At 66.5% G+C, this 22721-nt stretch carries 16 protein-coding genes; 8 read left to right on the top strand and 8 right to left on the bottom strand.

All coding sequences use genetic code 11. The features are described 5' to 3' along the window. Nucleotides 1-67: 67 nt before the first annotated feature. The 3 genes from ABC419_RS16170 (at nt 68) to aguB (ending at nt 5463) form a co-directional block, all read left to right on the top strand. Nucleotides 68-3379, top strand: a complete 3312-nt coding sequence (locus ABC419_RS16170) for a TonB-dependent receptor (RefSeq protein ID WP_412876782.1) — start codon at nt 68-70, stop codon at nt 3377-3379. Nucleotides 3380-3637: 258 nt separating this feature from the next. Beyond that, on the top strand, nt 3638-4597 hold the full coding sequence (locus ABC419_RS16165) for an agmatine deiminase family protein (RefSeq protein ID WP_412877994.1): 960 nt from the start codon (nt 3638-3640) through the stop codon (nt 4595-4597). After that, complete coding sequence (gene aguB / locus ABC419_RS16160; protein WP_200216539.1) at nt 4597-5463, top strand: N-carbamoylputrescine amidase; 867 nt, start codon at nt 4597-4599, stop codon at nt 5461-5463. The genes ABC419_RS16165 and aguB overlap by 1 nt, the downstream gene beginning before the upstream one ends. 87 nt (nt 5464-5550) lie before the next feature. Here aguB and ABC419_RS16155 read toward each other — a convergent pair whose 3' ends face one another. From ABC419_RS16155 to ABC419_RS16125, 7 genes are all read right to left on the bottom strand, one after another. Then, entirely contained in the window at nt 5551-8484 is a 2934-nt protein-coding gene (locus ABC419_RS16155) for a TonB-dependent receptor domain-containing protein (RefSeq protein WP_368925317.1), read from the bottom strand. 228 nt (nt 8485-8712) lie between these two features. After that, nucleotides 8713-9678, bottom strand: a complete 966-nt coding sequence (locus ABC419_RS16150) for a right-handed parallel beta-helix repeat-containing protein (protein WP_412876783.1) — start codon at nt 9676-9678, stop codon at nt 8713-8715. Then, a complete protein-coding gene (locus ABC419_RS16145; protein WP_412876784.1) occupies nt 9678-10508 on the bottom strand; it encodes a phosphatase PAP2 family protein in 831 nt (276 codons plus the stop codon). Before ABC419_RS16145 ends, ABC419_RS16150 begins: the two co-directional genes overlap by 1 nt. Further along, nucleotides 10508-10996 carry a hypothetical protein gene (locus ABC419_RS16140; RefSeq protein WP_325136485.1) on the bottom strand — a complete coding sequence of 163 codons (489 nt, stop codon included), beginning with the start codon at nt 10994-10996 and terminating at the stop codon, nt 10508-10510. Before ABC419_RS16140 ends, ABC419_RS16145 begins: the two co-directional genes overlap by 1 nt. An 83-nt stretch (nt 10997-11079) precedes the next feature. Continuing rightward, nucleotides 11080-11400 carry a ribonuclease gene (locus ABC419_RS16135; protein ID WP_125902032.1) on the bottom strand — a complete coding sequence of 107 codons (321 nt, stop codon included), beginning with the start codon at nt 11398-11400 and terminating at the stop codon, nt 11080-11082. A 149-nt stretch (nt 11401-11549) separates the two neighbouring features. Then, the gene (locus ABC419_RS16130) at nt 11550-12602 is read right to left on the bottom strand and encodes a 1,9-bis(guanidino)-5-aza-nonane synthase (RefSeq protein WP_125902033.1); all 1053 of its coding nucleotides are present in this window, start codon (nt 12600-12602) and stop codon (nt 11550-11552) included. 126 nt (nt 12603-12728) lie between these two features. Further along, a complete protein-coding gene (locus ABC419_RS16125; RefSeq protein WP_412876785.1) occupies nt 12729-14006 on the bottom strand; it encodes a type III PLP-dependent enzyme in 1278 nt (425 codons plus the stop codon). Between the two features lie 273 nt (nt 14007-14279). Here ABC419_RS16125 and phnC point away from each other — a divergent pair, with 273 nt between their 5' ends. From phnC to ABC419_RS16105, 4 genes are all read left to right on the top strand, one after another. Beyond that, nucleotides 14280-15074 (top strand): phosphonate ABC transporter ATP-binding protein, encoded by a 795-nt coding sequence (phnC, locus tag ABC419_RS16120; protein ID WP_125902035.1) that lies wholly within the window; start codon nt 14280-14282, stop codon nt 15072-15074. After that, a complete protein-coding gene (gene phnD / locus ABC419_RS16115; RefSeq protein ID WP_412876786.1) occupies nt 15071-16078 on the top strand; it encodes a phosphate/phosphite/phosphonate ABC transporter substrate-binding protein in 1008 nt (335 codons plus the stop codon). Before phnC ends, phnD begins: the two co-directional genes overlap by 4 nt. Before the next feature lie 65 nt (nt 16079-16143). Next, entirely contained in the window at nt 16144-16887 is a 744-nt protein-coding gene (gene phnE, locus ABC419_RS16110) for a phosphonate ABC transporter, permease protein PhnE (RefSeq protein ID WP_234288038.1), read from the top strand. 105 nt (nt 16888-16992) lie between these two features. Further along, nucleotides 16993-18066 (top strand): substrate-binding domain-containing protein, encoded by a 1074-nt coding sequence (locus ABC419_RS16105; RefSeq protein ID WP_412876787.1) that lies wholly within the window; start codon nt 16993-16995, stop codon nt 18064-18066. Between the two features lie 90 nt (nt 18067-18156). On the opposite strand, the gene ABC419_RS16100 is transcribed toward ABC419_RS16105, so the two are convergent. Next, nucleotides 18157-19242: a glycosyltransferase family 4 protein gene (locus ABC419_RS16100; RefSeq protein WP_412876788.1), complete on the bottom strand. Its 1086-nt coding sequence runs from the start codon at nt 19240-19242 to the stop codon at nt 18157-18159. 259 nt (nt 19243-19501) lie between these two features. On the opposite strand from ABC419_RS16100, the gene putA reads away from it, so the two are divergent. Continuing rightward, nucleotides 19502-22612, top strand: coding sequence for a bifunctional proline dehydrogenase/L-glutamate gamma-semialdehyde dehydrogenase PutA (putA, locus tag ABC419_RS16095; protein ID WP_412876789.1), 3111 nt, complete (start codon nt 19502-19504; stop codon nt 22610-22612). The last annotated feature ends 109 nt before the right edge of the window (nt 22613-22721 follow it).

Here is a 22721-nt window from a genome sequence, read left to right as displayed (position 1 = left end):
AGCCGCCCCATCAATGACCAGATGCGCCGATCGCTGTTCCGGCTGGCGCTGCAAGGGGATCGCACACATGTTCAACCGCAACCTCGCCTACGGGGTTTCCGCAGCGGCCATCCTGCTGGCCACGTCCAGCGCCGCCTTCGCTCAAGAAACGACCGGCGGCATTCGCGGCGTGATCACGGATGCGTCGGGCGCGCCGATGGCGAACGCCACGGTCGTCGTCACCCACGTCCCCTCGGGCACCAGCACCACCACGGTGACGGGCGCTGACGGCGGCTATACGGCGCGCAACCTGCGCGTCGGCGGCCCCTATGTCGTCACGGCGCTGACGGCGCAGGGCGAAGTCTCGGGGCAGGTTCCCTCGGTCAGCATCGGTTCGCCGACGGCTCTGAACCTGACGGCGACGGTTTCGGCTTCGGACGGCGCGACCTCGGTCGCCGACGTGGTCGTGCGCGGCGTTCGCGGCGGCGGCCTGATCACCGGTCCGCGCACCCGTATCGGCGCCGAGGAGCTCGAAACCCTTCCGACGATCAGCCGTGACATCAAGGACTTCGTCCGCACCTCGCCGTTCGCGTCGATCGACCCGACCAACGGCGACGCGCTGATCCTGGGCGGGCAGAACAACCGCACCAACGCCTTCCTGGTCGACGGCATCCGTCAGGGCGACGACTTCGGTTTGGCTGGCAACGGCTATCCGACCGTGAACTCGCCGATCTCGATCTCGGTCCTGGAAGCGGTTCAGGTCGACGTCGCCCCCTATGACGTCCAGTACGGCGCTTTCCAGGGCGGTGTGGTGAACTCGGTCACCAAGTCGGGCGGCAACGAGTTCCACGGTGAAGCCTTCTATGAGATCACCAACCAGGATCTGCAGGGCGACAGCTTCTCGTATGAAGACATGTCGTCGGGCGAGACGATCAATCGTTCGGTCACCGGCGAGTTCGAAGAGAAGACCTGGGGCGCGACCCTGTCGGGTCCGATCATCAAGGATCGCCTGTTCTTCCTGCTGAACTACGAGAAGTTCGAGGCGACCGAGCCGGTGCTTTCGGGTCCGACGGGGTCGGGCGCCACCAATGAAGTGCCGGGCATTACGCAAGCCGACGTCGATTCCGTCCGTAACGCCGTGAAGTCGGTCTATGGCTACGATCCGCTGGACTGGTCGACGAGCGACCTGACCACCTTCGACGAAAAGTACTTCGCCAAGCTGGACTGGAACATTAACGACCGTCACCGCGCGGTTGCGTCCTATCAGCAGACCCAAGGTTCGCGTCTGAGCCTGAACGGCACCTCGACCAGCAACACCACGCCGAGCGTCGGCCTGCTGTCGCAAGGGTATGATTTCCAGAGCAACATCACGGCCTACAAGGCTCAGCTGTTCTCGGACTGGACTGACAACTTCTCCACCGAGCTGTCGTTCTCGCGCAAGGAAACCGAGAACATCACCAGCAACCTGGGCGGTTCGGACTTCGCGGCCTTCCGCGTTTACCTGGACCCGGTGGGCGCCACGCAGCGCCGCTCGGTGGTGCTCGGGCCGGAGCGTTCGCGTCACGCCAACTCGCTGACGAACGATCTGAACCAGTACCGCTTCGTCGCCAAGTATCAGAACGCGGGCCACCGTCTGACGGCGGGTTACGAGCGTGAAGATCTCGAAATCTACAACGTCTTCGTGCAGGCCGCGAACGGCGAGTATGAGTTCGCATCGCTGGCCGACCTGCAGAACCGTCGCGCCTCCTACATCAACTACCAGAACGCCGGGACCAACAATAAGGTCGATGGCGGCGCGAGCTTCGGCTACACGACCAACACCCTGTTCGCCCAGGACGAATGGGATGTGAACGATCGCCTGACGCTGCGCGCCGGCCTGCGCTTCGACTGGTACGAGATGTCGGACGAGCCGCTGTACAACAAGGCGTTTGAGGACAAGTACGGCTTCTCGAACACTCACAATCTGGACGGCATCAGCCTTCTGCAGCCGCGCTTCGGCTTCAACTACCGCGTTGACGACACCTTCAACGTTTACGGCGGCTTCGGCCTGTTCTCGGGCGGTTCGCCGAACGTCTGGGTTTCGAACAACTTCTCGAACCCCGGCAACCTGATCGGCCAGTTCCAGTGCCGCGCCAACGGCTACACCAGCCAGAACGTCAACACCGGCGTTCCGGTCTGCTCGACCGCGCAACTGGCGGCGCTGACCAACGTCGATGGTTTGAACCCGAACCAAGTGGCCAAGGACGCCGTGACCGAGAGCGCCAAGCTGGGCACGGGCGCGATCAACGTGATCGACCCGACCTTCCAGGCGCCTTCGATCTGGAAGACGTCGCTAGGCCTGACCAAGGACTTCGACCTCAACCGTTGGAGCATGGGCGACGGCTGGGCGGTTCGCGCCGAGTATGTTCACTCGGAAGTCGAAAACGCCATCGGCTGGGTCGATCTGAACATGGCCAAGCGCCAGAACGGCACGGCGCCCGACGGTCGTCCGACCTATTCGGGCCCGAACGGCAGCCAGGTCGTTCTGATGCTGACCAACTTCAAGGGCGGCAAGACGGATCAGTTCACCGTCGGCGTGAACAAGGCCTGGTACGAAGGCTGGGCCGAAGGCCTGGGCTTCGACCTGTCCTACACCTACGTCGATGCGACCGAAGTCCACCCCGGCACCTCCTCGGTGGCCGCGTCGAACTTCGGCCAGGTTGCGGTCTTTGACCCGAACAGCCCGGGCGTGGCGACCTCGAACTATGAGATCAAGCACTCGACCAAGCTGAACCTGAGCTATAGCCGCAAGTTCTTCGGCGACTATCGCACCAGCTTCAACCTGTTCGGCGAGCGCCGCTCGGGTCTGCCTTTCAGCCACACCTTCAACAGCACCAACCTGGTGGGCGAGGCCAACGAGTACGGCCGCCGCAACCGCCAACTGCTGTATGTGCCGGCTGTGGACTCGAACGGCCTGGTCACCGCGACCAGCGATCCGATCGCGACCTTCGCGAACAACTTCGACTTCGCGGGCTTCAATGAGTACCTGCAGCGTTCGGGTCTGATCAAATACGCCGGTCAGATCACGCCGCGGAACGGCTTCAAGTCGCCGGACGTGACTCGCTTCGACCTGCGTATCTCGCAAGAGCTGCCGGCCTTCTTCCCGGGCGGCGCCAAGCTGGAAGGCTATGTCGATATCGAGAACATCGGCAACCTGCTCAACGACGAGTGGGGTGTGGTGCAGCAGGTGGGCTTCCCCTACTTCTCGCGAGCGATCACGGCGCGTAACTGCCAGATCTCGAGCTGTGTCGCTGGGGCGGGCAACTTCTACCAGTACGACAGCTTCCGTGACTGGACGGCCAGCAGCTTCAACAATCAGTCTGTGTGGCAGGTGAAGTTCGGCGTTCGCTACAAGTTCTAAGTGAACGATAGTGTGAGACGGGAAGGGCGGTCCGGCGACGGGCCGCCCTTTCTCTTTCTGAGGCGGCCCTGATGCGCGGCCGCGCTGCTTGAGGGCGTTGGCGGCTCCAATGGGCGAACGCGCCGTCGCCATTGAACCCGGAGCCGTCAGGGCCTATCTCGCCCCCTTCGTGCTTCATCCTTCTTATGTGGACGTTTTCGCCCCATGACTTCGCCCATAACCCTGCCTGTTCCTGCTGAGTGGACGCCGCATCGCGCGATGTGGGTCGGCTGGCCCAGCCACGCCGATCTGTGGGAGGACAACCTCGAACCGGCCCAGGCCGAGGTCGAGGCCCTGGTGCGCGCCCTGGCCGGGCCGGGCCGCGAGCAGGTCAAGCTGATGGTCGGCAATGACGAGGCCCTGGCCGACGCGCAGGCGCGCTTCGCCGATGTGGCGGGGGTGACGGTCGTGGCCGGTCGCTTCGGCGACATCTGGCTGCGCGACACCGGGCCGATCTTCGGCCCCGGCTCGGCCTCGGCTCAGGCCTTTGTCTTCAACGGCTGGGGCGGCAAGTACGACCTGCCGCACGACGACGAGGTCGCCGACCAGATCGGGGAACAGACGGGCGTCGCCCTGACCCGTCACGATTTCATCCTGGAAGGCGGCGCCGTTGATCATGACGGCGAAGGCACGGTGCTGACCACGCGCCAGTGCGTGCTGAACCGCAACCGCAACACCGGCTGGACAGCGGAAACGGCCGAGGCCGCCTTCGCGGAGGCTCTCGGCGCCAAGAAGGTGTTGTGGCTGGGCGACGGCCTGCTGAACGATCACACCGACGGCCATGTCGACAATCTGGCCCGCTTCGTCGCGCCGGGCGTGGCGGCCTGTCCGATCGCCTTCGGCCCCAAGGATCCCAACGCTGAGGTTTATGACGAGACGGCCCAGGCCCTGGCCTCCATGACCGACGCCGCCGGTCGGCCGATCAAGGTGCTGCGCATCCCGTCGCCCGGCCTGATCCTGGATGAGGACGAGCGTCCCGTCCCGGCCAGCCACATGAACTTCCTGATCGCGGACGGCGCCGTCGTCGTGCCGACCTACGGGAACGACATGGCCGCGCGCCTGGCCTGCGAGGCCCTGGCGACCGTCTTCCCCGATCGTGAGATCATCCCCCTGCCGTCGACCGCCATCCTGTCGGGCGGCGGCTCGTTCCACTGCATCAGCCAGCAGGAGCCCGCCTAATGGCCCGTGAGATCACCGTCGCCGCCATCCAGACCTCGTACGGCGAGGACATGCAGGCGAACATCGACAAGACCATCGGCTTCATCCGCGAAGCCGCGGCCAAGGGCGCCCAGGTCATCCTGGCGCCGGAGCTGTTCCAGGGGCCGTATTTCTGCGTCTCGCAGGAAGAGAAGTGGTTCGGCGCCGCCTATCCGTGGCGCGAGCATCCGGCCGTCACCCAGCTCCAGCCGGTGGCCAAGGAACTGGGCGTCGTCCTGCCCGTCTCCATCTTCGAGCGTGAGGGGCCGCACTACTTCAACAGCCTGGTGATGATCGACGCCGACGGCGAGCTGATGGGCGTCTATCGTAAGAGCCACATCCCCGACGGCCCCGGCTATCAGGAGAAGTACTACTTCCGCCCCGGCGACACCGGCTTCAAGGTCTGGGACACGCGCTTCGGCCGCGTCGGCGTCGGCATCTGCTGGGACCAGTGGTACCCGGAAACGGCGCGGGCCATGATGCTGCAGGGCGCCGAGGTGCTGCTGTACCCGACCGCCATCGGCACCGAGCCGCATGACGACACCCTGGACACCGCCGCCCCCTGGCGCCGCGCCATGCAGGGGCACGCCGTGTCCAACGTCGTGCCGGTCGTCGGCGCCAACCGCATCGGCCATGAGCAGGTGACGGCGGCGGGCCAGACCTTCTACGGCCACTCCTTCATCGCCGACCATCGCGGCGACCTGGTCGAGAGCCTGGATCGGGAGGAGGGCGTGCTGGTCCACGCCTTCGACCTGGACTTCCTGGATCGGCACCGCGCGGCCTGGGGCTTCTTCCGCGATCGCCGTACAGATCTCTACGGCGCCCTGGCGGCGGGCCGCCCGGCCTGATCCGGCTCCTAGAAGCCGGATGATCCACAAACAAAAAGAGGCGGAAGACCGGGGTCTTCCGCCTCTCTTCTTATGCGTTGAACGCTATCAGAACTTCAGCGTGGCGCCGAAGGTGAAGTAGCGACCGATCGCGTCGTAGGTCTGCGGGAAGGTGTTCCCGTTGTTCGCCGACGTGGTGCCGATCTGCGAGCCGACGATCGGCGGCGCCTTGTCGAACAGGTTGTTGATCGTCGCCGTCAGACGCACCGTCTGGGTGATGTCCCAGCGGCCGCTCAGGTCGAAGTAGTCGTAGCTGTCGATCTGGGCGTAGTCCGGGAACCACTTGGTGCTGCTCGGCTCGACTTCGACGCCGGACAGGTGACGCCAGCTCAGCGAGGCCGAGTAGTCGCCCAGCGTCCAGGTCGCGCGGCTGTTCCAGCGTTGCTTGACCTTGGGCTCGCCGCACGAGACCGAGTAGTAGTCGACGCAGTCACGCAGCACGGAGACCGGGGTGGCCTGGGTTTCGTGCTTGGTGAGGATGCTGCCGTTGACGCTCAGGTCGAGGCGGCCGATGTCGCCCCAGCCGAAGTCGGACAGTTCGACGCGGTAGTTGGCCGCGATGTCGAAGCCCGAGACGCGCTCGTTGCCGGCGTTGGTCGTCGGACGGATGACGCCCTTGGCGTCGACGCCGTTCAGGGAGCCGTTGGCGGCGCTGCGCTGGATGGCCGCACAGCTCTCGTTGAACGCCAGCGTTGGGTTCAGAGCCTTGTCGTAGCAGCCGTTCATGACATCAGCCAGGCTGGGGCTGTTGATCGTCTTGTCGATCTTGATGTCATAGTAGTCGAGGCTCAGGCGCAGGCTCGGCACGAAGGCCGGTTGCCAGACGGCGCCGATGGTCCAGGTGTCAGCCTCTTCCGGACCCAGGTTCGGGTTGCCGCCGGTCTGCTGGTTGACCTGGCCCGAATTGGGCTTGGCCACGTAGCCGATCGCGCCTTCCGGCACGCCGGTCAGACGGCACAGGTTGCTGAGCGTGCCGGCGGTGTTGGCGTCGGCGCTGTTGATCAGGTCCAACTGGCACGGATCGATCGCCATGTTGCCCAGGCCGGTGACCTGCGGGTTGAACAGCTCGCCGATGTTCGGAGCGCGGGTGGCGCGCTGATACATGGCGCGGATGCGGACGTCCTCGATGGGCGACCAGTCGCCGCCGAACTTGTAGCTGCCGTAGTTGGTCTTCGAACCGCCGGCCTTGAACTCGGTCTGGCGGTAGCCGGCTTCCAGGTTCAGGCTGTGGATGAACGGCATGTTCTCGATCAGCGGCACCGCCAGTTCGGCGAAGGCTTCACGCAGTTCGAACTGGCCGTTGCGATCCGGAACCGGCGCGCCGGTGCCCAGGATTTCGCCGTTGGCTTGCGAGGCCGCATCGCCGCGGGTCTCGGCGCTGGACCGGCGCCATTCCGCGCCGAAGGCGACGGCGATCTGGCGATCGCTCCAGGGGCTGCTGAACTGTTCAGGCAGGATGCCCGAGATCGAGCCCGAGGCCACGTCCTGCTTGATCGTGGTTTTGCTCATCGACGACAGGTTGATGTAGTCGATCATTTCCTGGGTGATCGTGCCTTCAGGACCGAAGACGTTGATCGGCACGCAGCCCGCGACCGGGGTCGAGGAACCGGGAACCAGGCACTCGGTCGCCGAGACGGTGTTCAGGGCGTTGCGCAGCTTGGACAGCGAGCCCCAGTTGCGGCGTGTCAGCAACTGCTCGGTTTCACCGTGCGAGATGTAGGCGTCGTAGTTCCAGTCGGCGTTGATGTCGCCGCGAACGCCGGCCAGCAGCTGAACCGTCTTGTTCTCGATGTCGACCGGACGGGTGCCCATTTCGGTGAAGCGGCGGTTGATGGTCAGGTCCATCATGGTGTCGCCGGCCGCGCCGGAGACGCATTTGGCCGGGTCGATCAACAGGGCGCCGCAGAACTGCTGGCGCATGGCGTCCGGGATGAACGGGTTGCCGATCGGCACCTTGTAGGTGTTGCCGAAGGTGCCGCTCGAAGCGTTGTCCAGCGAGACGTCGCTCTGGACGTAGGTCAGGTGGCTGTAGACTTCGGCGGCCGAGTTGATCTTGAAGCTGCCCAGACCGTTGATCTGGTAGCGGCTCAGCGGCGTCTGATACAGGTTGTACGGATTGTAGTTGTAGCCGGCCGAGTTGTAGTTCGGGTGGTCCGAGCCGATCAGGGCGCCCGTGGTGGGGTCCAGTTCAGCGCCCGACGGCAGGGCGACGCCGCCCCTGACCGGGGTCAGGTCGAAGCGGCCGGGGACCGAGGTGCCCGAGCCCAGCGGCTTGCCGGTCGTCGAAGACAGCGCGACCTCGCCCCAGGGACGACGCACCTGATACAGCGGGTCGGTCTTGGTGTAGCCGAAGCTGACGACGGCGTTGCCGCGATCGTCGGCGAAGTTGCCGCCGATTGTGACGTCGAACTTGCGACGAACCGCGTCGTCCTCGCCCGAGAAGCCGTAGGAGGAGTTGACCTCGACGCCTTCGAAATTGTTCTTCAGGATGAAGTTGACCACGCCTGCGACGGCGTCAGCGCCGTACACGGCGGAGGCGCCGCCGGTGACGGTGTCGACACGCTCGACCAGAGCCAGCGGGATGGTGTTGGTGTCGACCACGCCTTCCAGGTTGAACGGCACCACGCGACGGCCGTTGATCAGGACCAGGGTGCGATTGGTCCCCAGGCCGCGCAGGTTGATGGTCGCGCCGCCGCCCGAGCCGTTGTTGGTGGCCGAACCGACGGCCGGCACGGCGGCCGGCAGATCCTTGACCAGTTCTTCAACCGCGACGGGCTGCGACATGGCGATGGATTCGGAGCTCAGCGACGTGATGGGGCTGGACGCCTCATAGCCCGGCTGGCGGATGCGCGAGCCGGTGACGACGATGGCGCTGACTTCGGAAACTTCTTCTTCGGCCGTTTGGGCGAATGCCGGCGTGGCGGCCATGAAGCTGAGGGCGGCGCCCCCGATGATGGTCGAAGCGAGCAAGGACTCGCGCACAATTCTCTTTCTCAAAAGAGACCCTCTCCTGGACAAAACAAGTCGTCGTTCGCCTCCTTACGACGGGGCTGAACGGACGGCTCGTGGCACTGCAGATCCCTGTGGTCTGCATGGCGACCTTACGGCGAGGCTTGCCTCAAGCAAGTCAGAATTGCGTCAATAATAGCACATGGTGGGAAAAATAACCCATTTTTGAAGTATATTCGGAAAGATCAGCAATAATTACGCTCATTTTCTGAAATTCTGACTAACAATGTTATTGGACGCGCCGTCATGATCATCGATGCTGCTGCCCCAGGGGTAGCCGCGGTCGGCGCTGCAGTAGGAACGGCGTCCCCGACGCGCATTCTCGACCACCAGGCGCGGCCGCAAGCGCCCGGCGTCGCTGAAAATATTGTCGGTGATGGTGTTGTAGGAGGGGGTTTGATGACGAATGACGCCGCGTTCGCCGCAGTTGCGATAAAGCAAGACGCCTGGACGCCCGCCCAGCTCGAAGCGGTTGCCGACGATGCGGTTGCGGGCAGAACCGTCGACGGCGATTTTCTCGCGCGGCGTCTCGGTGCGGATCAGATTGTTCTCGATCAGATTGTCCGCACTTTCGGCGTCCAGATAGATCGCGGTCGAGACGCTGCGGCCGTCCAAGGTCGAGCGGACCAGGCTCAGGCGGGTGACGCCGGGGCCAACGTACAGCGGAATGGTTCCGGATGCGCGGATCGTCACCCGCTCCAGCATCACATGGCTGGGGGCTGCGGCCTGCAGGCGCGCCGTGTGCTCGGGCGTGCGGGACGAAGCGCGCAGATCATCATAGCTTCCGTCGCCGCCCATGCCCCAGATTCGAACGGCTCCGTGAATCAGACAGTTCCTGATCCGGATGTCGGTCGGGCGGCTCCATGTGTCCGCATCGATGCGGCGCGACCAGACGGCCAGGGTCGGGGCGGAGGCCGCAACCGTGACGCCCGCCTGTCCCACGCTTCCTCCGGCGCAGTCCAGGCCGGCGCCGGAGGCCTCGGCGCCGATGATACGGACAGGACGAATGATCGTCTGGTTCGGCGTCAGTACGGCGCGGCAGGTCAGAATGTAAGGCGCGTCGGCTTCGCCCGTCAGAGCGGCGATTTCCGACGGAGTGCAGGGCCTTGCGCCAGGCAGAGACCAGGCTTCGACGGAGCCCAGCAGCAGGGCCGCGAGAACCGTCATCAGGGCAGGGGCGTCGCCAGCGCCCAGGTTTCGGCGAGGCAGCCGGGGTTGCGCGCGCCAGTCGCCTGAACGGCGGCCAACTCGGCGCGGGCGGCGATCAGATCCGCCTGGAAGGCCGGCTGGGCGACTGCGGCCCGGAACACCGCGCGACCCAGGGCGTCGCCGGCGGCCACGTCGCGCGGATAGTGCATTCCGCAGACCAGGCGGCTTCGGCCCAACTCGTCGCTCATGCGGCGGGCGGCTTCGGCATGGGGGGGATCTATGGCGGCGAAGGCTTCGCCATAGACGGCGCCGACGGTCGAACTGCCCGAGGGATAGGAGGGGCTGCGACGCCCTGCCTCGGTCAGGCGCTGGCAGGCGTTTCGCTGAAGGTCGTCGCCGACCGGGCGGGGGCGATGAGCGCGCGCCTTGACGCGCTCGGCGGCGCTGTCCGCGTCATTGAACAGCCGCTGCATCAGCCGGGTCAGTTGCGGAACGGCGGCGGGGTCCAGACGGGTGTTCAGGGCGCAGTCGAAATGCTGAAGCGCTAGCGGCGGCCGCAACTCGGCGTGGGCCGTGGCCAGCAGCCAGCGGTCGGTGTCTTCCAGGGCGGCGAAGCGGGCCGAGCGCGCCTTGTCGTCCTGATCCTCGGCGGAACCGGGCGCTGGCGGCGGCGGAACCGCGTCCGCCAGGCGGACCAGCGTGGCCTCGTCCAGATAGCCGGCCAGATCGGCGGGGCGGGCGGCTTCGGGGCGGAGCGCGGCGGGCGTCCCCGCGCAGGCGGCCAGCAGGGCCGCCGAGGCCAGGGCTGGGGCGGCCGCCGACCCGAACCGCGGCGACTTCGCCCGCATCAGGCGCCGGCGCTCCAGGACAGTTGCACCGAGGTCAGTCCGTCTTCGCCAGGGGCGGCCACGACCTGCAGGCTGGCGCCGCGGTCGCGAGCGGCGGCTCCATAGGCGCGGGCCTCGCCCTGGTTCATGGCCATGATGGAGGCTAGGCCCGCCTGCTCTGCGCGTTGACGATAGAAAGCCACGACGGAGTCGGGCGTGGCGTCGGTGTTGAAGGTGATCAGGCCGCCGGGCCCGTTGGGGCCGCTGGCGGCGACGGGCGCGCCGTCGGCCTGGGCGCCTGGATATAGGGCGGCGAACGTCGGAGCGCCTGCTATGACTTCGGCCGGGACAGCGTCGGCGACAGGGGCGTTGTAGGGCCGGGGCGCGCTTGCGACGGCTTCCGGGGTCTCGACCTTTTCGGTCGTCGCGGCCAGCGCTTCATCCTGGGGAGCGGCCGGGCCGTCGCACGCCGACAGGCCCATGCTGAACGCCAGGACTCCGATCGCCACGCAACGCTTCATTCCGACTACATCCTTAATGCCGCCACTTGAAATCACACCGTGGCCTATCCATGCGGCGGCAGCAAGGCGGTTCAACCGGTCGGGGCGTCGACGTCGTCGCCGGGCTGGCCGGTCGACTTGCGGGCCTGCTCCGGTCCGCCGGCCGGGCGTGAGGCGGCGTCGCGCGCCGCTATTCCCTCTCGCGCGAGAGCCTCGTTGATGACGTCCTGGTCCGGATCAATGTCCGAGCCGGAGGCGGACCCGCCGCGCAGCGATCCGGCGCGCGTGTCCGAACCCGAATCCGTACCTTCCAGCGCCTTGTTCAGGGCGTCCCGAGTATGGCCCAGGTCCGACTTCTCGCCCATGGCGGCGGCTTCGCGGCTTTCCTCGTTTTCGGTCTTCGGGTCGGTCATGACGCTCTCCCTTGGCTTGAGAAGGACAAGCGGCCGGGAACGGTCGGGGTTCCGTCGGGCGGGATTCAGGCAGGCGTTCATCTATGAAAAAGGGTCGGAAGCATGCGCTTCCGACCCTTTCTGCAGTTCCGGTCGAAACCGGGGCTGTCTTACTTGCCGAACAGCTTGTTCCAGCGGCGCGGCTGGCGCTTCTTCCAGGCGCCGCGGTGATAGGCGTCCGAACCGATCAGCGGCACGACGGTCGTGGCTTCGGCGAAGACCATCTGTTCGTAGGTGGTCTGGACCTTGCCCCACGAGGCGGCTTCCTGCAGCGTCGAGGACGAGCAGGCGCCGTCGCGCACGTCGGCGACCGTGATCTGGACCGCATACTTGTGCATGTCGGCCTCGACGCCGAGAATCTCGGCGCAGACGACGGTGTCCTGGGCGAAGTTCTTCGGCACGCCGCCGCCGACCATGAACAGGCCCGTGACGCCCGCCGCGATCTTGATGTCGGTCAGTTCGCGGAAGTCGGCGATCGCGTCCAGCATCATGTAGGGCTTGCCCTCGGCCATGCGCTCCTTCTGGTGCTTGACCAGGCCGAAACCGGCCGAGGAGTCGACGAAGGCCGGGCAGAAGATCGGCGCGCCTTCTTCATAGGCGGTTTGGATCAGCGAGCCGGGCTTCTTGGCGTTGCCTTCCGACAGCCACTTGCCCATCTCCCAGATGAACTCGCGCGAGGAATAGCCGCGCGGCTCCAGGCGGCTGGCGATCTCATAGATGGCGTGGTCGCAGGCCTGCAGCTCTTCTTCGTCGATGTAGGTGTCGTAGATGCGGTCGATGTAGTGCGAGCGCAGGATGTTGTCGTCCACCTGACCGGCGGCTTGATAGTGCTTGAAGCCCAGGGCCTCGAAGAAGTCCATGTCGACGATGGAGGCGCCGGTGGCGACCACGGCGTCGACCATGCCGAACTTCACCATGTCGCGGTAGACGTCCATGCAGCCGCCGGCCGAGGTCGAACCGGCCAGGATCAGCCACGGCGAGCAGGCCTGGTCTTCCAGGGCCATGTTGAAGATGTCGGCCGCGCGGGCGGTGTCGCGCGAGGAGAACGACATCTTGCGCATGGAATCGATGATCGGGCGCGCGTCGAAGCTGGTGATGTCGATGTGCTCGACGGTCGTGGCCAGGAGCTCCGCCTTGGCGTTGGAACGAACCGGTGCGTTCATCTCTCGGGTTTCCCTTTGGTTTGAGCGCCCGTCGTCAATAAGGAACAGCGGCCCGGACGGAGCGACGGGCCGCTGCTTGTACCAAAGCCTTGAGACATTTTTCAGTTCAAGGCGTGATGCGATGGATCAGCGCTTGCGCTTGCGCTGACCGGCCTTGCCCTTGGGACGCGACAGGCGGACGACCTTGCGGGCGTTCTCCTCGGCCGTGGTGCGCACGGTCGGGATGGAGCGCGGCGCCAGGCCGTACATCGAGCCCATGGGGGCGTCCTCGACGGCGGCGATCTCGTGTTCGCCATAGCCGTTGAAGCCGGTCGACATGGCAACGCCGTAGGCGCCCATCATGCCGATCTCGATGAAGTCGCCTTCCTGGACATCGGCCGGCAGCCAGAACGGGCCCGGCATGTGGTCGATGCTGTCGCAGGTCGGACCATAGAAGCGATAAGGCTTCAGCTCCGACGACGACTCGCCCCCATTCACGCTTTCTGGCCGGACCAGCTTGGTCGGGAAGGGCCAGCGCGAGTGGGTGGCGTCGAACAGCGAGCCGTACGACCCGTCGTTCAGATACAGGGCGTCGCCCTTGCGCAGGTCCACGCGGCACAGCACCGACGAGGCCTCGGCCACCAGCGCCCGGCCGGGCTCGCACCATAGCTCGGTCGTTTCCGACACCGGCATCTCGTTGAAGCCGCGATGGATGGCGTCGGCGTATTCGCTCAGGTCCGGCGGGACCATGCCCGGATAGACCGAAGGGAAGCCGCCGCCGACATCGACGATGTCGACGAAGACGCCCGCCTTCTTGATGGCGCGGCCGACCTGGGTCATCGCCGCTTCATAGGCCGAGGGGCGCATGCACTGCGAACCGACGTGGAAGCTAACGCCCATCTGACCGTCCTTGACCGCGTGGCGCGTGGCCTGCAGCAGGGCGGGGGCCTGGTCCGGCGAGACGCCGAACTTGCCCGACAGGGAATAGGCGGCGCCGTCCGCCGACACGCCCATGCGGACGATCAGGTTCAGGTCGTCGGCGTTGTCGGTAACGTCGAGGATCTTCTGCAGTTCGTCATGGCTGTCGAGCACGAAGGTGCGCACGCCGTGGTCGGCGTAGGCGGTCTTGATCGCGCCGCGGCTCTTGACCGGGTGCATGAAGGCCAGACGCGCGTTCGGGCTGACCGATCGAACCAGTTCGATCTCGGCCAGGGAGGCGACGTCGAAGGCGTTGACGCCGTTCTCGACCAGAACCTCGATGATCCAGCGCGAAGGGTTCGCCTTCACGGCATAGAAGACGTCGGCTTTTAGATTATCCTGGAACCACTGCGCCGCTACGGCAACGGAGCGGGGACGCACGAGTGCGACCGGACGCTCCGGGGACCGCTGACGGACCAGGTCCAGGGGAAGCTGGTACGTGTGCAATTCACGTAACCCCCTGATGATTGTTAACCCAGACCCGGCGTTAGCGGCGCAAGTAGGACCTACGGGGTCCGCCGGAACGCGCGATATGGGGGCATTGGACTGTCATGTAAAGTGGAAATTTCATGGCGGGGTTGCATGGCCTGCGCGCCGCAGCGCTTCGAGGAATCGGCGCCGCACTGGACGAAATCGACGCAGACATGCCATTAAGACTTGCCCTTGCGCCCGTCTCGCGTCATGCGGCGCCCCCTTTGTCGCAACCTCATCCATGGGTTCATGAGTTCTTCAACAGCCGCCGTCGCGTCCGTTCGCGACGTCTCGAAGACCTACGGGGCCAGAAAGGCGCTCGACGGCGTGTCCGTCGAGGTCGGCGCCGGTGAAATGGTCGCCCTGATCGGTCCATCCGGTTCGGGCAAGTCCACCCTGCTGCGTTCGATCACGGGTCTGCACCCCATCGATCCCGGCGGGACCATCACGGTCTTCGGCGAGGTCGTTCAGCAGAACGGCCGTGTCACAGGCGCCGTGCGCCGCGCGCGCAGCCGCCTGGGCATGATCTTCCAGCAGTTCAACCTGGTGGGACGGCTGAGCCTGTTCTCCAACGTCATGCTGGGCGCCCTGGGGCGCCTGCCGTCGTGGCGCGGCCTGTTCGGCGTTTGGCCGGGCGCGGACAAGGACAGGGCCATGGCGGCTCTGCACCGCGTCGGCGTGTCCGACTACGCCGCCCAGCGCGCCAACACCCTGTCGGGCGGTCAGCAGCAGCGCGGCGCCATCGCCCGCGCCATCGTCCAGGGCGCCCAGGCCATCCTGGCCGACGAGCCCGTCGCCTCGCTCGACCCCGTGTCAGCCCGCAAGGTCATGGAGCTGCTGGTCGAGCTGAACCAGCGCGACGGCATGGGCGTCATCGTCACCCTGCACCAGGTGGACTACGCCATCCGCTATTGCGACCGCGTCGTCGCCCTGCAGAAGGGCAAGGTCGTCTATGACGGTCCGTCCACGGGCCTGGACACGCAGCGCCTGATCGAAATCTACGGTCCCGAGTACGAGGACGCGTTCTGGGAAGCCAAGGCATGACCCGCATCGCCATCAATCGCCGCCTGCTGGGCGCCGCCGCCATCGCCGCCATGACCCTGGGCCTCGCTGCCTGCGGCAAGGGCGAAGAGGCCAAGTCGGGCGCCGCGCCCAGCGAAATCACCTTCTCTATCCTGTCGGCGGAAGGCCAGGCCTCGGCCGGCCCGCTGTGGCAGCCGCTGCTGGACGACATGTCCAAGGCGATCGGCGTGCCGGTGAAGCCCTACTTCGGCTCGAACTACACCGTCCTGGTCGAGGCCATGCGCGGCAACCACACCCAGGTCGGCTGGTTCTCGGCCAAGCCTGAGGTCGAGGCCATCGACCGCGCCAACGCCGAGGTCATCGCCCGCACCGTCAACCGCGAGGGGCTGGACTCCTATCAGTCGACCCTGATCGTCAAGAAGGGCTCGGGCATCACGCTGGACAAGGTGCTGGCCTGCGGCAAGCAGTACAATTTCGGCATCGGCGACGCCCAGTCGACCTCGGGCACGCTGGCGCCCATGACCTTCCTGTTCAACGCGCGCGGCGTCGTGCCGTCGCAGTGCTTCAAGACCGTGCGCTCGGCCAACCACCAGGCCAACGCCTTCGGCGTGGCCACCGGCGTGATCGACGTGGCGACCTCCAACAGCGTCAACCTGGTCTTCATGCGCCGCGAGAACGCCCAACTGGCCGATCAGATCGAGGAGATCTGGACCTCGCCGCCGGTGCCCGAGAGCGGCATCGTGGTGCGCGAGGATCTGGACCCGGCCCTGAAGGAAAAAATCCGCGGCTTCTTCCTGACCTACGGCCAGGGCGAAGGCCCCGAGGCCGAGCGCCAGCGCAAGGTGCTGGCGGGCCTGGAGTATTCGCGTTTCGCCCCGGCCGATGATTCCTACCTCAACCCGATCCGCGAGATGATCGCCGACCAGAAGCGCAGCGAAGCCGAGGCCAAGGGCGACAAGGCCGGCGTCGCCGCCGCCACTGCCGAGCTTCAGCGCCTGCGCAGCCTGCGTGAGGTCCAACCTTGACCGCAGCTCCGCTTCCGACGTCGCCGGTTCCGGCCGCGCCGCAAAAGTCCGCCGTCTCCTGGGCGATGGACGTCCTGGTCTGGGGCGGCGTGATCGCCGTCCTGCTGTACAGCGTCGACGCCGTCGACCTGGGCAACATCTCGCGTCTGTTCTCGGGCAACGACAGCATGAAGATGTTCGTCCACGACCTGCTGCGGCCGGACTTCTCCGACTGGAAGATGTTCGTCGCCAAGATGTGGGAGACGGTCCAGATCGCCCTGTGGGGCACCTTCCTGGCCGTGCTGTTCGGCATTCCGCTGGGTCTGGCCGCCGCCCGCAACATGGCGCCCGCCTGGGTGGTGACGCCGGTGCGCTGGCTGATGAACCTGCTGCGCTCGGTGCCGGATCTGGTGATCGGCCTGCTGTTCGTCACCGCCGTGGGCCTGGGTCCGCTGGCCGGCGTCCTGGCCATCACCCTGAACACGGCCGGCGTTCTGGCCAAGCTGTTCTCCGAAGCGGTCGAGTCGATCGACAAGGGCCCGGTCGAAGGCGTGCGGGCCACCGGCGCCTCCAAGCTGCACGAGATCGTCTGGGGCGTGATTCCCCAGGTGGCCCCGCTGTGGACCTCCTTCGCCCTCTATCGTTTCGAATCGAACAGCCGCTCGGCCACCGTGCTGGGCCTGATCGGGGCGGGCGGCATCGGTCAGGTGCTGTTCGACAGCATGAACGCCTTCAACTTCAAGGCCGTGTCCGCCATCGTCATCATCGTGGTGATCGCCGTGACCCTGATCGACACCCTGTCCCAGGTCATGCGCAAGCGCCTGCTCTGACGACGTATCGGGCAGGTTTGCCCTGACTGTCACAAAGGTCTGGCCGGACCGTCACAAACTCCTGCTTATAAGCGTCGCACACTGACGACTGGAGAAGGTCCGGCCATGATCCGTACACTGAAGTTCACGGCCTGCGCGGCCGCCGTCCTGGCCCTGGCGGCCTGCGGCAACAACGAGGGCGGCGCCCCCGGTTCGCAGAAGGCCCGCACGGGCATCTGGGCCGCCGGCTCCTCGACTGTCTTCCCCTTCGCCACCCGCGTGGCCGAGACCTTCGCCCGCAACGGCGGCGGCGGTTCGGCGCCCCGCGTCGAATCCCTGGGCACCGGCGGCGGCATCCAGGCCTTCTGCTCGGGCGTCGGCCCCTCGACCCCGGACATCGCCAACGCCTCGCGTCCGATGAAGCAGAGCGAGTTCGACCGCTGCGTCGAGAACGGCGTCACCGACATCGTCGAGATCAAGATCGGCTACGACGGCATCGTCGTCGCCACCGCCCGCACGGGCCAGAGCTTCAACCTCGAGCTGAACGACCTCTACGAGGCCCTGGCCAAGGAAACGCCGGGCGCCGACGGCGAGCTGGGCGCCAACGCCGCCAAGACCTGGAACGAGGTCAACAAGGCCCTGCCGGCCACCCGCATCCAGGTCTACGGCCCGCCGCCGACCTCGGGTACGCGCGACGCCTTCCTGGAGCTGGGCATGGCGCCGGGCGCCAAGCTGATCCCGGCCGTCGCCGCCATCGAGAAGCAGGACAAGACCCGCTTCGAGACCGTGGCTCACACCCTGCGTGAAGACGGCGCCTGGATCGACTCGGGCGAGAACGACAACGCCATCGTTCAGACCCTGACCCGCACGCCGGGCTCGCTGGGCGTGTTCGGCTTCTCCTTCCTCGAGCAGAACATGGACACGGTGAAGGCCGAGACCATCGACGGCGTGGCCCCCTCGGTCGCCACCATCGCCGACGGCTCCTACCCGCTGGCCCGCAGCCTCTACATCTACGTCAAGAAGGCCCACATCGGCGTGACGCCGGGCCTCGAACAGTTCGTTCAGGAGTTCATGTCCGAAGGCGCTGCCGGTCGCGGCGGCTATCTGCAGGACCGCGGCCTGGTGCCGCTGGTCGCCGACGAACTGGCCGCCGAACGCGCCAAGGCCTCGGCCATGACCTCGATGGCCCGTCCGAACTAAGCTTCGAGCAGGCTTGAAATGTGAAACGCCCCGGACCTGATCCGGGGCGTTTTTTCTTGTCGGTTCCGTACTGAACCCGGCAGGGCGCGATCAGGCCGCCGCGCGGCGTTTCAGGCGCGCCACCCGGCGCAGACGGCGCCAGAAGCGGCCGCGCGCGGGCTCGGGATAGGGCTGCAGATTCTCGATGAACTGCTCGGCCGAGGCGCGCCAGCTGAACTTCTCCGCATAGGCGCGGACGTCCTTGCGATCCAGCTCCAGGCACTTCAGGCAGGCGGTCTTCAGGTCGTCGTCGATGAAGCCCGCGCCCGAGCCGGGGATGATGTCGATCGGGCCGTGCGCCGGATAGGCGGCGACCGGCGTGCCCGTGCCCATGGCTTCCAGAATCACCAGACCGAAGGTGTCGGTCCAGCTGGGGAAGACGAAGACGTCGGCGTCGGCGAAGCAGCGCGCCAGATCCTCGCCGAACTTGGCGCCGAGGAATTTCGCGTCGGGGTATTTTTCCTCAAGCTCAGCGCGGGCCGGGCCGTCGCCGACGATGATCTTGGTGCCGGGCAGGTCCAGGCCGAGGAAGGTCTCGATGTTCTTCTCCACAGCCACCCGGCCGACATTGAGGAAGAAGGGGCGGGGCCAGTTCTCGCCGCCTATCTCCTTGTAGATCGGCTCCAGGTCGGGGCGGAACAGCTCGGTGTCCACGCCGCGCGTCCAGGGCGAGACGTTCTTGAAGCCGTGCTCGACGAGTTCGTCGCGCAGGGTCGGGGTGGCCACCATCAGTCGGCCCGATGGCTTGTGGAACCACTTCATATAGGCGTAGCCGACCTGCACCGGGATCGGGAAACGGGCCGAGACATATTCCGGGAATTTGGTGTGATAGCTGGTCGTGAACGGCAGCTTCCACTCCACGCAGATGCGCCGCGTGGCGATGCCCAGGGGGCCTTCGGTGGCGATGTGGACGGCTTCGGGCTCGAAGGCGCGCAGGCGTTCGCGAATCTCTTCCTCAGCGCCCAGGGCCAGGCGGATCTCGGGATAGGTCGGGCAGGGGATGGTCTTGAACTGGCTGGGTTCGATGACCTCGACCTCATGGCCCATGGCGCGGCATTCGGCCACGGTGCGGGTCAGGGTGCGGACGACGCCGTTGACCTGAGGCTCCCAGGCGTCGGTGACCAGAACAATGCGCATGAAGTCGATAGGGCCTTGAGCCGTTTCGCGAAGGCGAAACTTCTAGACGCTCCGCATGACGAAGGCGAGACGGCATGATAGGAAGCGAGCTTCGGTTCGTTCACCTCTTCGGGAACGGCGGCGCTTGATCGGGCTGTTTCAGGGCGACTCTTCAGGCGCGCGCTAGGTGCGATCGAAGACTATCCAATGAATGTCACGATCATACGATGCACATTCGGATGAAACCGCCATATACGCGGAAATTCATAGGATGAGAGTCATGACGCCGACCGATCTTCGCCATTGGGATGAGTTGGACCGGAACAAGTACCGGGACGAACGTGAGGTGGTGGCCGAACTGCTGGCCTCCGAACCGCTAACGCCTGATGGTCGTGCGGCGGTCCTGAACGATGCTGTCGGCCTGGTCGAAAGCGCCCGCAAGAGCCAGAAGCGCCAGGGCGTGGTCGAAAGCTTCCTGCAGGAGTTCAGCCTGGGCACCCGCGAGGGTCTGGCCCTGATGTGCCTGGCCGAGGCCTTGCTGCGCACGCCGGACGCGGGCACCCGCGACCGCCTGATCGCCGAGAAGATCGGTTCGGCCGACTGGGCCTCGCACCTGGGCCAGTCGGACAGCCTGTTCGTCAACGCCTCGACCTGGGGTCTGATGCTGACCGGCAAACTGGTCGATGTCGATGACGAGGCCCGCAGTGACCTGCCGGGCTTCCTGAAGCGCATCGCCGGCCGTCTGGGCGAGCCGGTCATCCGTCAGGCCGTCGCCACCGCCGTGAAGATCATGGGCGAGCAGTTCGTCGTCGGCCGCACCATCGAGAGCGCGCTGAAGCGGTCGGACCGCGAGGAATGGCTGTGCAGCTTCGACATGCTGGGCGAGGGCGCCCGCACCGCCGCCGACGCCGAACGCTATGAAAAGATCTACGCCGACGCCATCGAGGCCGTGGGCAAGACCGCCAAGGGCGAAGGCCCTGAGCGCGGCCATGGCGTCTCGGTCAAGCTGTCGGCCCTGTCGCCGCGCTATCAGGCGGTGCAGGAAGACCGGGTGTGGGAGGAGCTCTATCCCCGCATCCTGCGCCTGGCGCTGATCGCCGCCAAATACGACATCAACTACACCATCGACGCCGAAGAGGCCGACCGTCTGGCCCTGTCGCTGAAGCTGCTGGAGCGGCTGGCGCGCGAACCGGCGCTGGGCGACTGGCAGGGGCTTGGTCTCGCCGTTCAGGCTTATCAGAAGCGCACGACTGAGACGGTGGCCAAGCTGGCCGAACTGGCCAAGTCCTCGGGCCGCCGCCTGATGGTGCGTCTGGTCAAGGGCGCCTATTGGGACACCGAGATCAAGCTGGCCCAGGTCAACGGCCGCACCGACTATCCGGTCTTCACGACCAAGCCGGCGACCGACCTGAACTATCTCGTCTGCGCCAAGGCGTTGATCAAGGCCTCTCCCCACATCTTCTGCCAGTTCGCCACCCACAACGCCCACACCCTGGCCGCGGTGCATCGCATGGCCGCCGATCGCGGCGTGACCATCGAGTTCCAGCGCCTGCACGGCATGGGTGAGGCCCTCTATGACGGCGCCAAGGCCGAGTGGGGCGACGTGGTCGTGCGCGCCTACGCCCCCGTCGGCGGCCACGAAGAACTGCTGCCCTACCTGGTGCGCCGCCTGCTCGAGAACGGCGCCAACTCCTCCTTCGTCCACGCCCTGTTGGACGAGCGCGTGCCTGCGGCCGACGTGGCCGCCGATCCCATCACCTCGGTCGAGGCTCAGCCTGACCGCCATCCGAAGATCCCTGTACCCATGAACATCTACGGTGACCGCCAGAACTCCCTCGGCCGCGACTATTCGCAGGCGACCGACCGTGAGCGCCATGCGGCCGCCCTGGAGCGCGTCGACAGCGAGAAGCTGACCGCCGGCCCGATCATCGGCGGCAAGCTGCGCGCCGGCGTGAATCCGCAGGACGTCACCAACCCCTACGACCGCACCCGCATCCTGGGCCACGTGTCGGAAGCCTCGGTCGAGGACGTCGACGCCGCCGTCAACGCCGCCGCCAACGCCCAGTTCGCCTGGGACCGTCTGGGCGGCGCAGGCCGCGCGCCCGTCCTGCGCGCCATGGCCGACGCCCTGGAAGCCGACCTCGATCGTCTGGTCGCCCTGCTGTCGCGTGAAGCGGGCAAGACGCTGAACGACGGCGTGGCCGAGGTGCGCGAAGCCGCCGACTTCTGCCGCTACTACGCCCTGCTGGCCGAGCGCGATTTCGGCGGCCGCCAGACCCTGAAGGGCCCGACCGGCGAGACGAACGAACTGGTCCTGCACGGCCGCGGCGTCTTCGCCTGCATCAGCCCGTGGAACTTCCCGCTGGCCATCTTCACCGGCCAGATCGCCGCCGCCCTCGCCGCCGGCAACGCCGTGGTGGCCAAGCCCGCCGAGCAGACGCCGCTGATCGCCGCCGAAGCCGTGCGCCTCTACTACAAGGCCGGTCTGAACCCCGACCTGCTGGCTCTGGTCCCCGGTCGCGGCGAGACCGTCGGCGTGGCCCTGACCGGCCATCCGGGCATCGACGGCGTCGCCTTCACCGGCGGCACCGACACCGCCTCGGCGATCAACCGCGGTCTGGCCGCGCGTCCGGGCGCCATCATCCCCTTCATCGCCGAGACGGGCGGCCTGAACGGCATGTTCGTCGACACCACGGCGCTGAAGGAACAGATCATCGACGACGTCATCCTGTCGGCCTTCGGCTCGGCGGGGCAGCGTTGCTCGGCCCTGCGCGTCCTCTATGCGCCCAAGGATTCGGCCGACGCCCTGATCGAGGGCCTGAAGGGCGCCCTGGCCGCCCAGGTGCTGGGCGACCCGACCGACGCCAAGACCGACATCGGCCCGGTGATCGACGCCGAAAGCCGCGCCAACCTGGAAGCCCACGTCGAGCGCCTGTCCAAGGAAGCCAAGATCATCGCCCGCGCCGAACTGCCGGCCGGCGCTGACAAGGGCGACCTGTTCGCCCCGACCATCGCCGAGATCCCGACCCCGGACTTCCTCGAGCGTGAAGTCTTCGGCCCGATCCTGCACGTCTATCGTTATGAGCCGAAGGATCTGGAAAAGGTCGCGGGCAAGCTGGCGGCGCGCGGCTTCGGCCTGACGCTGGGCGTCCACAGCCGCATCGACGCCTTCGCCAAGGAAGTGATGGAACTGGTCCCGGCGGGCAACGTCTACGTCAACCGTTCCATCATCGGCGCGGTGGTCGGCGTGCAACCGTTCGGCGGCGAAGGCCTCAGCGGCACCGGCCCCAAGGCCGGCGGCCCCAACAGCCTGATCCGCTACGCCGCCGAAAAGGCCATCAGCATCAACATCGCCGCCCAGGGCGGCGACCCGGCCCTGCTGAACCTGTAGGGCTGGGAGCGGGTACGCACGGAGACTGCGGCCTTGACACCCGTCTTGTCTCCTGTGATGTGGCTTCCTTTGTGAAGTTCTGCGCGCGGCCTTGGGTTCGCGGTCAAGG

It is taken from the genome of Brevundimonas phoenicis (assembly GCF_047237745.1).
GTDB lineage: Bacteria > Pseudomonadota > Alphaproteobacteria > Caulobacterales > Caulobacteraceae > Brevundimonas.
Note: the sequence above shows the minus strand (reverse complement) of the source record. Positions and strands in the feature narration are given on the sequence as shown.

Coding starts and splice junctions, on each gene's coding strand:
- aguB (WP_200216539.1), top strand. CDS start 4,597: ATGGCCCGTGAGATCACCGTCGCCGCCATCCAGACCTCGTACGGCGAG.
- ABC419_RS16165 (WP_412877994.1), top strand. CDS start 3,638: ATGTGGGTCGGCTGGCCCAGCCACGCCGATCTGTGGGAGGACAACCTC.
- ABC419_RS16170 (WP_412876782.1), top strand. CDS start 68: ATGTTCAACCGCAACCTCGCCTACGGGGTTTCCGCAGCGGCCATCCTG.
- ABC419_RS16145 (WP_412876784.1), bottom strand. CDS start 10,508: ATGCGGGCGAAGTCGCCGCGGTTCGGGTCGGCGGCCGCCCCAGCCCTG.
- ABC419_RS16130 (WP_125902033.1), bottom strand. CDS start 12,602: ATGAACGCACCGGTTCGTTCCAACGCCAAGGCGGAGCTCCTGGCCACG.
- phnC (WP_125902035.1), top strand. CDS start 14,280: ATGAGTTCTTCAACAGCCGCCGTCGCGTCCGTTCGCGACGTCTCGAAG.
- ABC419_RS16150 (WP_412876783.1), bottom strand. CDS start 9,678: ATGACGGTTCTCGCGGCCCTGCTGCTGGGCTCCGTCGAAGCCTGGTCT.
- putA (WP_412876789.1), top strand. CDS start 19,502: ATGACGCCGACCGATCTTCGCCATTGGGATGAGTTGGACCGGAACAAG.
- ABC419_RS16105 (WP_412876787.1), top strand. CDS start 16,993: ATGATCCGTACACTGAAGTTCACGGCCTGCGCGGCCGCCGTCCTGGCC.
- ABC419_RS16100 (WP_412876788.1), bottom strand. CDS start 19,242: ATGCGCATTGTTCTGGTCACCGACGCCTGGGAGCCTCAGGTCAACGGC.
- ABC419_RS16135 (WP_125902032.1), bottom strand. CDS start 11,400: ATGACCGACCCGAAGACCGAAAACGAGGAAAGCCGCGAAGCCGCCGCC.
- phnD (WP_412876786.1), top strand. CDS start 15,071: ATGACCCGCATCGCCATCAATCGCCGCCTGCTGGGCGCCGCCGCCATC.
- phnE (WP_234288038.1), top strand. CDS start 16,144: ATGGACGTCCTGGTCTGGGGCGGCGTGATCGCCGTCCTGCTGTACAGC.